This is a genomic window from Hymenobacter jeongseonensis, from assembly GCF_015694725.1.
GTDB classification, from domain to species: Bacteria; Bacteroidota; Bacteroidia; order Cytophagales; family Hymenobacteraceae; genus Hymenobacter; species Hymenobacter jeongseonensis.
Window position 1 is genome coordinate 87295 of sequence record NZ_JADQDQ010000010.1, and the last position, 11861, is coordinate 99155.

General features: G+C 64.6%; 4 protein-coding genes. All 4 read left to right on the forward strand.

The features are described 5' to 3' along the window. Positions 1 to 668: 668 nt before the first annotated feature. The 4 genes from I2I05_RS17740 to I2I05_RS21975 all read left to right on the forward strand — a co-directional run bounded on the left by I2I05_RS17740 (position 669) and on the right by I2I05_RS21975 (position 11837). Positions 669 to 1115: a hypothetical protein gene (locus I2I05_RS17740; RefSeq protein WP_196283603.1), complete on the forward strand. Its 447-nt coding sequence runs from the start codon at positions 669 to 671 to the stop codon at positions 1113 to 1115. 7 nt (positions 1116 to 1122) lie between these two features. Then, positions 1123 to 3123: an ATP-binding protein gene (locus tag I2I05_RS17745; protein ID WP_196283604.1), complete on the forward strand. Its 2001-nt coding sequence runs from the start codon at positions 1123 to 1125 to the stop codon at positions 3121 to 3123. A gap of 96 nt (positions 3124 to 3219) precedes the next feature. Beyond that, positions 3220 to 3987, forward strand: a complete 768-nt coding sequence (locus I2I05_RS17750; RefSeq protein ID WP_196283605.1) for a LytR/AlgR family response regulator transcription factor — start codon at positions 3220 to 3222, stop codon at positions 3985 to 3987. 236 nt (positions 3988 to 4223) lie between these two features. Further along, positions 4224 to 11837 (forward strand): IPT/TIG domain-containing protein, encoded by a 7614-nt coding sequence (locus I2I05_RS21975; RefSeq protein WP_230688401.1) that lies wholly within the window; start codon positions 4224 to 4226, stop codon positions 11835 to 11837. Positions 11838 to 11861: the final 24 nt, after the last annotated feature.

The following is an 11861-nucleotide window of genomic DNA, read 5'->3' on the forward strand; positions in this document are numbered from 1 at the left end:
CAGAAATAAGCAAAGTGCCTCAAATTGCCTGAGCGGGCAAAAAACAATCTAAGACTGCTTGAAAAGCAGTGTTTTCGGGTAGTTGTGAGTTCGGCAAACCGCTTTTTAAGGCTTAGCGCAGTGTTCTGCAACAGCCACACTCGTTTTGCTTTTCGGACTGTTGCGCTTAACTAGAAAGGAAACCTGCTGCGCGATGTTGCGGCGCTTTGCGCGGTGTTGCGGCACTTACTGTAGCATGAGCCGCTGCGTGAGCAACAGACTGGCAGCTACGGCTCACGAGGTAGAGTTCCGCGGGATGCAGGCCAACGTCTATAGAAATATCGCTCGCGCTGGGAGCAGCGCTTGGGCGAGGGTTGCATTCACCAAGCAGAGGCGCAGGGTCGCCGGCGGCGCGGCGGGCAGGTGCACGCAAAACCGGCCCTGCGCCGCGAGTGGAGCGTAAAATGTGGCTTCTCTAGGAGATGGCAAGCCAAATTTATCTTCTAAAGAGGTGGTTTGTCTCCGTTTATTCCTCCTGACCTACCAGACCTTACTCCGTTTTTCAGATTACTGTATCTGTTTTGAGTACATTTCGGTAATATTCTTATATAAATGTGGGTAAAGCTCGGTGGTTGCGTCTGCTTTCGACCGCCACTGCACCAGGGCAGTTTCTTCGTTCTTAAGCAGCTATGTCCAGTATTCTCTCTATTTTGACTGCCGATTCCTTGCCAGGGCTGGAACGCTTCTTACTGTTTGTACTGCTGGGGCAGCCGGCCCCCGGCCAATCTGCAACAAATTGCCGAGTACGGGCCGGGCGCTTCGTTTTCCGCTACAGGGATGCGCCGTATCTCGCTGCGTCGTGTACTGATGCTCTGTGTCTGCATATCCTCGCCCACATGAGCAACCAGATTGCCCTGTCGCGAAAGGCACTGCCCGCCCTATTGCAGAAATGCCGCGAGGCCAAGGCTCTGACCTCAAAGCCCTACTATCCCAAACAAGTGACGCGTCGCCTGCTCTTTGCCTACGACCAGCTTGCCCCGGCGCCCAACCTACCGGCCTTGTACGACTGCGAAGTAATGGGAGACGCGCAGCAGCCTTTTCTGTTGGAATGGATTTGCTCATTAAATCCAGCTTAGCCCCACCATGCGCCACCCGTTCCGTTTATTCCCGCGCCTTGCCGACGCTTCTGATGGTTGGCAGAAACGCTGCTTTGGGTTGCTACTGCGGGCGCTGGTGCTGGTAGGCTGCTGGAGTAGCATAACCCAGGTGCTAGCCGCTCCACCCCTGAATGCCGACAGCCTGAAGGCCCGACTGCACCGCCCCGGCCAGCCCGACACGGCACGGGTGCGCACCTACTGGTTGCTGGCGCGGGCGCTGCGCAACGTGCAGCTCGACAGCGCCCGCCAATATGCCCAGCAAGGCGTGACGCTGGCCCGGCGCATCCAAGACGCCCCGGGGCTGGCCTATTCACTCAATGCTTTGGCCAGCAGCGAGTACCACCGGGGCGACTACCCCGCCGCCCAGCACGCCTACGAGGCTACCCTAGCCGCCGCCCGCCGCGCCAATCTCTGCCCGCTGACCGGCCTCGCCTACTCGGGGCTGGGCGTCGTGGCCGATGCCATGAATAACGTGCCAGGGGCCGTGGCGTATTTCGAGCAGGCGCGAGCCGTGTACGCCACCTGCCGGCCCGCCATTCCCGACCGGGAAGTAGGCGTGCTCACCAACATCGGCAACACCTACCTGCAGGTGGGGCAATACGACCGGGCCGACCGCCCCCTGCGGCAAGCCTTAGCCCTGGTGCGGCCCAGCACCACCGCTCCCGACCTGCTCAACCTGCTCGACCTCATCGGGCTGCTCCAGTTGGCCCAGCACCACCCCGACTCGGCCGCTGCCACTTTCGGGCGTGAGCTGCGGCTGGCCCGCGCGGCCCACGAGCGCCGCTTCGAAACCTATGCTGTGGGCAACTTAGCTTCCACTCGCCTGGCGCTGGGCCAGCCGGCAGCGGCCCTGCCTTACGCGCAGCAAGCGCTGCGGCTGGCCCGCCTAACCGGCGACCAATCACAGGTGGATGAATACACCCTGGTGCTGGCCCGAGTGCTGGGCGCCCTGCGCCGCCCCGAAGCCTTCGACACGTTGCTGCGCTACACGAAGCTGCACGATGAGTTGAAGAGCCGGGCCCGCAACCAAGAAATCGTGCGCCAGCAAACGCTGTTCGGCGTGGCCGAGCAGCAAGCCCGCATTCGGGCCCTGAGCCAGCAGCGGCGCATCAGCCAGCTGCGGGCCGAGCAGCAAACCGCCCGCGCCCGGCAGTATGGGCTGCTGGCCGGCGCGTTGCTGCTGCTGCTGCTGGGCGGCGGGGCGCTGCTCATGGCACTGCAGCGCTCGCGGCATCGGCTGCAAGCCTCGGAAACCGCCCTGCGCCAGGCCAACAAAACCCAGCAAAAGCTGATGCGCATCATCGGCCACGATTTGCGCGGGCCGGTGGCTATGTTTCAGCAGGTGACGCCGTTGCTACGGGCGGCGCTGGGGGACGAAGCGCCCCGCGACGCGGTGGAACTGGTGGAGGAACTCGACGGCACCGCCCAGCACGTGGGAGCGTTGGTGGACAATCTGCTTGACTGGGCCCGGCTGCAAGGAGGCCTGGTGAGCAGCCACCCCGTGCGGCTGCGAGCGACCACAGCCGTGCAGAGCGTGGTGCAACTGTACGCGCCGGTGGCGCAGCACAAGGGCATTGCCGTCGGCATCGACGTCGCGGCCGAGGCGTGGGTGTGGGCCGACCTGACCCTGCTCACGACTGTGCTGCGCAACCTGCTGGCCAATGCCATTAAGTTCACGCCGACGGGCGGCGCGGTGGCAGTAACGGCGCAGGCCACGGCCACTGGTGTGCGCTTCGGCGTGCAGGACACCGGCCGCGGCATGCCGGCCGCCGCGCTGGCTCTGGCGATGGGGGCAGAAAATGCGGCCTCGCAGCCCGGCACGGCCGGCGAGCCGGGCACCGGCCTGGGGCTGCCCTTGTGCCGGCATTTTGTGGCGCTGCTGGGCGGCGAGCTGCACGGCGAACCCAACGACCAGGGTCCCGGCCTGCAGTTCTGGTTTGAGTTGCCTACTTTGCCGGCCGTCGCAGCTCACGAACCCATTTCCTAAGTCGTCGTTTAACCGATAGTGACAGTAGGGTTAGTGCTGACAAGCTGTTTCGCAGAACCACCGCCAAGCAGCTGACCATTTAATCCTTGTAGTTCTGTGCCTACCGCTGACATTACCCTACTGGCTGTTGAGAATGACCGGATGCAGGCCCGTATTCTGCAGCACGAGTTGCTGCAACTGGGTTACGAGCTGGCCGGCACGGCGCGCACCGCCGACGAGGCAGAAGCCCTCTTCGACACCCTCCAGCCCGACCTGGTGCTGCTCGACGTGCACCTGGACGGCCCTCGCGACGGCATCGAAACGGCGGCGGCCCTGGTGGCCCGCCGTCGGGTGCCGCTCATTTTCATCACGGCGTTTCCCGACAGCCCCACCTTTGCCCGCGCCCGGCAGGTGGGGCCGTTTGCATTTCTGGGCAAGCCCTACAACGGGCCGCTGCTGGGCCACAGCATCGAGCTGGCCCTGCAGCACTTTGCCGGAGCCCAGGGCCTGCTGACCGGCGATGACCCCAGTGAGCCGGCTGAGGGCACGGTAATGCTCGGTGGCATTTTTGTGCGCGAGCAGCACCGCTTTGTGAAGCTGCCGCTGGCCCAAGTACTGTTGCTCGAAGCCGACGGCGGCCACACCCACTTGCGCACCGCCACCCGCAAGTTTACCCTGCGCCTGAACCTGTGCAAGCTACTGGAACACCTGCCCGCCGGCCAGTACTGCCAGGTGCACCGCGGCTATGCCGTGCAGCTGGCCGCTATCGACGCTCTCGACTCCCGCACCCACACCGTGCGGCTAGGCGAGCACACCGTGCCCGTGGGCCGCAGCTACCGCGAGGCCCTCACAGCCCGCCTTCGCCCGCTGGGCGGCGGGCTATGAGTATAATGGCGGGGTAGAAATGGCAGCAAAGGGCCGATTCTGTCGTTCGTGCTCACTGTGCTGCCGTTCGTGCACAAAGCGCGCCGGCCGATGTTGGACTGAGGCGCCATCCACCGACCTTCATAACACCAGCTGGGCCCTTCCCCCGGCTACGCCATGTTATGAAGCACTTTTTCTCTCTGTTTCTGCCAGCAATCGGGTTCGCTACCGCCAAATTAACCGTCCGCTGGGCTGTCATGCTACTCCTGCTGGTGGTGCCGCTGCTAAGCTGGGGGCAATATCCTTCTATAAGCAACTTCTCCCCTACTAGCGGGAGTAGCGGCACGAGCCTAGTCATCACGGGCTCGGGCTTCACGAGCACGGGCACCTTTGCCGTGGGGTTCCCTGGCGCGTGGGGTTCTCGGGTGTATGCGTCAAGCTTTGTGGTCAATTCCGCTAACCAAATTACCGTGCAAGTGCCGGTCGGGGCCCTCTCCGGGCCCATCACCGTCCTCAACGCCGGCAACTTCGCGGCCACCAGCGTCACCAGCTTCGAGACCGATAACTACCTCATTGGCACGGGGGACCTTACCGTCTGCTCGGGCAAAATCTACGACGACGGCGGGGCAACCTCCAACCCCACCTGGCAGCGTGAATTTTCGACTACCATCAGCCCCGCCACGGCTGGAAACAAAATAAAACTCTTTTTCAACGAATTTGACATAGACCCCGTTGATGCCCGCTTGTACATCTACGACGGGCCGGATTTCAATGCCCCGCTGATTGGTCAGTATGCTGGGCTCAACGGTCCCAGTGCTGTGGCGGCTACCAACCCCACCGGCCAGCTTACGATACGCTACGCAAGTTCCTATGGCCTATATTCCACCTCCCGACCCGGCTTTGCCGCCACTATTTCCTGCGTAGCCGGGGTGCCCACCATCAGCAGCTTCACGCCCACCAACGGGGCGGCGGGCACCAGCGTGGTGATTACGGGCGTTAACTTCAGCGGTACCACGGCCGTGCGCTTCAACGGCACGGCGGCGTCGGGAGTAGTGGTGAATTCCAGCACCCAGATTACGGTGCCGGTGCCAGCCGGGGCCACCAGCGGCCCCATCACCGTAACCAATGCCATTGGTACGGGGCGCAGCGCTAGTAGCTTCATCTTGCAGCCGCTCACCATCAGCGGCTTCACGCCCACCAGCGGCACGGGGGGCACGAGCGTGGTCATCACGGGCCTGCACTTTACCGGTGCCTCGGCCGTGCGCTTTAATGGCACCCTAGCGCCGAGCTTTACCGTTGATTCCGACACTCAACTCACGGTGCAGGTGCCGACCGGCAATACCAGCGGCCCCATCAGCGTGACGACCCCTAGCGGCACGGGCGCTAGCACCATTAGCTTCACGGTGCTGCCGCTCTTCATCAGCAGCTTCACGCCCACCAGCGGGCTGACGGGCACGAGCGTGGTCATCACGGGCACCAACTTCAGCGGCACTACAGCGGTGCGCTTCAATGGGCTAGCGGCGGCGGGCTACAGCGTGAACGCGGACGCCACCCAAATCACCGTGAGCGTGCCGGCCGGGGCCACCACCGGCCCGATTAGTGTGACCAACGCCCTCGGCACGGGCACCAGCGCCACCAGCTTTATACTGGCGCCGCCCGTCATCAGCAGCTTCACGCCCGCTAACGGGCTGGTAGGGGCCAGCGTGGTTATCACGGGCACTAGCTTCTTGCAGGCATCGGCGGTGCGCTTCAATGGGCTGGCAGCTTCGGGCTTCGTGGTTAATTCCAGCACCCAAATCACCGTGAGCGTGCCGGCCGGCGCTACCAGCGGCCCCATCAGCGTGACGACCCCTAGCGGCATAGGCACCAGCGCCAGCAGCTTTACGGTGCTGGCGCCCGTCATCAGCAGCTTCACGCCCACCAGCGGGCTGACGGGCACGAGCGTGGTCATCACGGGCACCAACTTCAGCGGTACTACAGCGGTGCGCTTCAATGGGCTAGCGGCGGCGGGCTACATCGTGAACGCGGACGGCACCCAACTCACCGTGAGCGTGCCGGCCGGGGCCACCACCGGCCCCATCAGCGTGACGACCCCCACCGGCACGGGCACCAGCACCACCAGCTTCACGGTGCCGGAGCCCACCATCAGCAGCTTTTCGCCCACCAGCGGCACTTCGGGCACGAGCGTCGTCATCACGGGCACCAACTTTACCGGCACTACAGCGGTGCGCTTCAATAGCACGGCGGCTACTGGCTTCGTGGTTAATTCGGACACCCAACTCACCGTGAACGTGCCGACCGGGGCCACCACCGGCCCCATCACGGTAACCACGGGCACCACGGCCACCAGCGCCACCAGCTTCGTGACTGATAACTACTGGCTGTCTCCGGCGGCCATTACCGCCTGCTCGGGCACGCTCTACGATGCCAACGGGCCGAACAACGTGACCGCCCAGGACAATACGACTACGCTCAGCCCCGCCACGGCCGGGGCGATGGTGCGGCTCAACTTTACCCAGTTTCGTCTGGACCCTTCTACCGGCACCTTGTACATCTACGATGGGCCAAGTGCTAACGCCCCGCTCCTCGGGCAATACAACGCGGTTACTAATCCCGGTATCGTGACGGCCACCAACGCCACCGGCCAGCTTACGCTACGCCTCGTGTCGGGTAACCCCACCGCTGGCCAGCCCGGCTTTGCCGCCACTATTTCCTGCGTAGTTGGGGTGCCCATCATCAGCAGCTTCACGCCCACCAGCGGGGGGCAGAGCGTGTCAGTTACGATTACGGGCACCAACTTCACCGGCACTACAGCGGTGCGCTTTAATGGTGCCCTAGCGTCGGGCTTCGTGGTTGATTCTGATACCCAGATTACGGTGCCGGTACCGGCCGGGGCCACCAGCGGCCCCATCGCCGTCACCAACGGCATCGGCACGGGCACCAGCGCCACCAGCTTTGCGGTGCTGGCGCCCGCCATCAGCAGCTTCACGCCCACCAGCGGGGGGCAGGGTGTATCGGTTACGATTACAGGCACCAACTTCACCGGCACCACGGCCGTGGCCTTCAACGGTGCACTGGCCCCGGGCTTCGTGGTCGACTCTGATACCCAGATTACGGCCATCGTGTCGACTGGCGCTATTAGCGGCCCCATCGCCGTCACCAACGGCGTCGGCACGGGCACCAGCGCCAGCAGCTTTACGGTGCTGGCGCCCACCATCAGCAGCTTCACGCCTAGCAGCGGCACGGGTGGCACGAGTGTGGTGATTACGGGCGCCAATTTCACCGGCATCATGGCCGTGGCTTTCAACGGCACGGCGGCGGCCAGTTTCGTGGTCGACTCTGATACCCAGATTACGGCCAGCGTGTCGGCTGGCACCATCAGCGGCTTCATCACCGTCACCAACGGCGTCGGCACGGGCACCAGCGCCAGCAATTTCGTCACCGGCGAGAGCCAGGCCCCCTTGCTCACGTCGGTGTCGCCGGCGCGCAACCTGCCCACGGCTTCGCTGGGCGCCAACGTGGTGCTCACCTTCTCGCAGCCAATAGCCGCCAGCACGGCGGGCAACGTGCGCGTGTTTGGCTCGCAACGCGGCGGGCAGCTGGTGGGCGGCGGCAATGCCACGGCCAGCGGCAACACCATCACCGTAGACCCGGCCCGCCCGTTTGCGCCTGGCGAACGGGTGATGGTGACAGTGCCGGCCACGGTGCAGAGCACAGACGGCTACAGCACCGTCGCCCGGGTGCATGAATTTACGGCGGAGACGGCCCCGGCTCCCGCCACGTTCCTGGACCCCGCCACGTCCTACGCCATGCAGGCGCAGTCGCGGAGCGTGGCGGTGGGCGACCTGAACGGCGACGGCGTGCTGGACGTGGTGACGGGCGATTATTACGGAGGCACCAATGACCCTGCATTTGGCTCGACGGTGGTGCGGTTCGGCTTGGGTAACGGCCAACTGGGTCCCTCCATCGAATATAATGCCACCTACCCCACGGCCATTACCCTGGCCGACGTGGACGGCGACGGCGACCTGGACCTGGTGACGAGCGGGGCAACGAACTCCAACGGTACAGTGCAGAATCAGGTGTACAGGCGGCTGAACAACGGCAGCGGTAGCTTTGGGAATTCCCAGGCTACGCAAGTCAACACCCGCCCTACCCATACGGTGCTGGGCGACCTGGACGGCGACGGCGACCTGGACATGCTCACGGCTGCCGACCAGGCAACGTTGAGCTTCTATGCCAATGGCACCTTCTCCCAAAACGCCAATTACATCCGCACGACCACGGGCTTTCCTGTACCTGTTGCGGTGGATGTGGCCCTAGGCGACGTGGACGGGGACGGCGACCTGGATGCGTTAATAGCCAACGGCAGCATCGTTAGCGTGCGGCTCAATAACGGCCTCGGTACGTTTAGCGGCATTTACGATGTGCCGATGGGCAGGGCTATGACCAAGCTGGTGGTGGGCGACGTGGACGGCGACGGCGACCTGGACCTGGCCACGAGCAGCTCCATTACCAGCACGGTGAGTGTGCGGCTCAACTACGGCAACGGCACCTTCGGTGGCGGCGCCGACTACACCCTGGCTTTCGCCCCGAAAACCCTGGCCCTGGGCGACGTGGACGGCGACGGCGACCTGGACCTGGTGACGGCCGGCGACAACCCGAGCCTGAGTGGTGCCGCCGTAGGTCAGGCGGTGGTGCGGCTTAACAACGGCAGCGGTGCGTTCAATGGCGGCTCCAACGTAGGCACCGGGGGAAGTAAGCCGTTCGTGGCGCTGGGCGATATGGACGGCGACGGCACGCTGGACCTGCTCACCTCTCACGAGGGTAACTCCAACGGCTCTGGTGGTGGTAGCCTTGGCGACATGACTTATAACTACTCCCAGTTATTTATCCGCTTCAATACGGCCCTGCCACCCACCCTCGCGGGCTTCTCGCCCCAGAGCGGGCCGGCGGGTACGCTCGTTACCATCACGGGTACCAACCTGACCACGGTGCGCGGCGTGCGCTTCGGCGGCAGCAGCGAGCTGGCCCCCATCACGGCGCAGTCGCATACGAGCCTCACGGTGCTGGTGCCGGTGGGCGCGGCCACCGGGCCCCTCACCCTTACCACCTCGAAGGGCGTGGTACTCACCACGGCTACGGCCTTCACCTACACGCCGCGCCAAGCCGGGCTGCTGGCCACGCTTAGCCCGGCCGGGCCGCTGGAGATTTGCGCCCCGCTCACGCTCACGGCCACGGCCACCAATCCGGCTTTCACAACCGGCACGGGCCTGAGTAGCCTGCCGAACCTGACTACTACCAATGTGAACGGCGTTATCCTGCGCCCTAATGGCAAGCTGCTGCTGGGCGGGGCCTTTGTCAGCTACGATGAGACCCCGGCAAGCCGCATCGTGCAGCTCAACCCGGACGGCTCGCTCGATGCTACCTTCAGCACCGGCACGGGCTTCGATAACATCGTACAGAGCGTGGCCCTGCAGGCCGATGGCAAGGTGGTGGTAGTCGGTGACTTCACGACGTACAAAGGCGCTACGGGCCTGGGCGGAATTATCCGCCTCAACCCCGACGGCACCCGAGACGCCTCCTTCGCGACGGGTTCGGGCTTCGTTGGTAGCGTGGGCATTCTGGCCCTGCAGGCCGATGGCCAGCTACTTGTGGGCGGGGGATTCAGCAGCTACAACGGCGCTACGGGCCTGGGCGGAATTATTCGCCTTAACCCCGACGGCACCCGAGACGCCTCCTTCGCGACGGGTTCGGGCTTTAGTTCCAGCGTGTCCACCCTGGCCGTGCAGGCCGATGGCAAAGTGCTGGTGGGCGGGGCGTTCTTGAGCTTCAACGGCACTTCTAATGTCAATTACCTTGTCCGCCTCACCACCAACGGCACCCGCGACGCCTCCTTCGCGACGGGCTCGGGCTTCAGTTCCAGCGTGTCCACCCTGGCCGTGCAGGCCGATGGCAAAGTGCTGGTGGGCGGGGCATTCAACAGCTACAACGGCGCTACGGGCCTGGGCGGAATTATCCGCCTAAACGCCGCCGACGGTACCCGCGACACTGGCTTTGCGACCGGTATCGGCTTCACGAACATCAGCGGCGGCAACGCGCAGGTAAACGTGGTGACCCTGCACCCCGATGGCAACATACTGGTTGGTGGGCAGTTCGTCAATTACAAAGGCCAGCCTCAAAGCCGACTGGCCCGGCTTACTACCGACGGCACCCTCGACGCCACGTTCAATATCGGCTCGGGCTTCGAGGCGGGCGTGCGCCGCCTAGTGGTCCAGCCTGACGGCAGCGCGGTAGTGGGCGGCATCTACACCCTGTACCGGGGCGTGGCGGCGGGCCACCTCATCCGCCTCCTGCCCGATGGCAGCCCGAACACGGCGCCCACGTCGGTGAGCGGGGCCACGTTCACCTTCTCGCCGGGCAATACGACTACCAACCCACTTGTAACCACCACGCCCGGCGCCTATTCGGTGGTGGCCAACCTGAATGGCGAAACCTCGGCTGCGTCGAACACCGTCACCCTCACGGCGTGCGCCGCGCCGCTGCCCACCGTCACGGTTCTGAGTGCTCCGGCCGAGCTGCCGGGCATGCCCATTACCCTTACGGGCACGGGCTTCACAGTGGGCACCACGGTCAGCTTTGGTGGGGTAGCTTCTGGCAGCGTCACCTACGTTTCACCCACCTCCCTCACGGTGGTAGTGCCGGCCGGTGCCGGTACCGGCAGCAACGCCGTGGTGGTCACCAACGCCACTGGCAGCAGCATCAGCAGCCCACTATTTACGGTGCTGGCCGTGTATGATGGCGGTACCCTAGATGCCTGCACCGCCGCCGTGCCGCCCACAGCCAGCCTGAACGACGGGTCCTGGCACTACCTGCTGGCCGGAAACGGCCAAGTGGTAGCCGCTTATAACTACACAGGTGCCTCGCTGGGCAACCTGGCCGTGGACGTGCTACGCGCCGACCCCGCCCAGCCCGTGCGCCAAGACCCGCGCCAGCACCATTACCTGGGCCGCAACTGGCACCTCAGAGCCAGCGGCGGGCGCTTCGACGGCCGCACCGTGGGCCTGCGCCTCTACGGGCTCAACAGCGAGCAGGCCCGCCTGCAAGTGGCCGACCCTACCGCCACGCTGGCCAACCTGAAAGCCACCCAGTACAGCGGCCCCAACGAGGACTGCCAGCTGGCCAACAACGTGGCCAGTGCCGAGCACCGCACCCTGGCCGCCCCGGCCAGCTCACCGGCCGGTACGGTCTACTTTAGGGCCGAACTGGACGTGACCGACCATTTCTCCGAGTTCTACCTTACTGGCAGCGACACCCCGCTGCCCGTAGAGTTGCTCAGCTTCACGGCCGAGCAGCGCGGCACCACGGTAGCCCTGGCCTGGGCCACGGCTTCGGAGAAAAACAGCGACCGGTTCGAAGTGGAGCGCAGCCGCGACGGCCACGCATTCGAACGTATCGGCCAGGTGGCCGCCGTCGGCAGTAGCAGCAGCATCCAGAGCTATGGCTTTGAGGATAGCCAAGCACCTAAAACTGCAAGCTCCCAAGGCCTTATCTACTACCGCCTGCGGCAGGTAGACCGCGACGGCACCTTCAGCTACTCGCCTGTGCGCACGGTGAAAGTGGGCGCGGGGCTAGTGGGCAGCCAGCCCACTCTGGCCCTGTACCCGAACCCGACGACCGGGGCGGCTACCCTCACAGGCGCGCGGCCCGGTGCTGTGGTAGCGATGTATGACGCGCTGGGCCGGCAGGTGCTGGCCGCTAAAGCCGATGCTTCGGGCACCGCGGCGCTCACCATGCCGGACGGACTACCGGCGGGTGTGTACGTCGTGCGCGTGGGTACCAAGACCTTGCGCCTGACGGTAGCTCATTAAGACCACAACCAGTTAACAGTAAGT

Excerpts from the sequence above, each read along its gene's own strand:
- I2I05_RS17740 (WP_196283603.1), top strand. The coding sequence starts at position 669 with ATGTCCAGTATTCTCTCTATTTTGACTGCCGATTCCTTGCCAGGGCTG.
- I2I05_RS21975 (WP_230688401.1), top strand. The coding sequence starts at position 4,224 with ATGCTACTCCTGCTGGTGGTGCCGCTGCTAAGCTGGGGGCAATATCCT.
- I2I05_RS17745 (WP_196283604.1), top strand. The coding sequence starts at position 1,123 with ATGCGCCACCCGTTCCGTTTATTCCCGCGCCTTGCCGACGCTTCTGAT.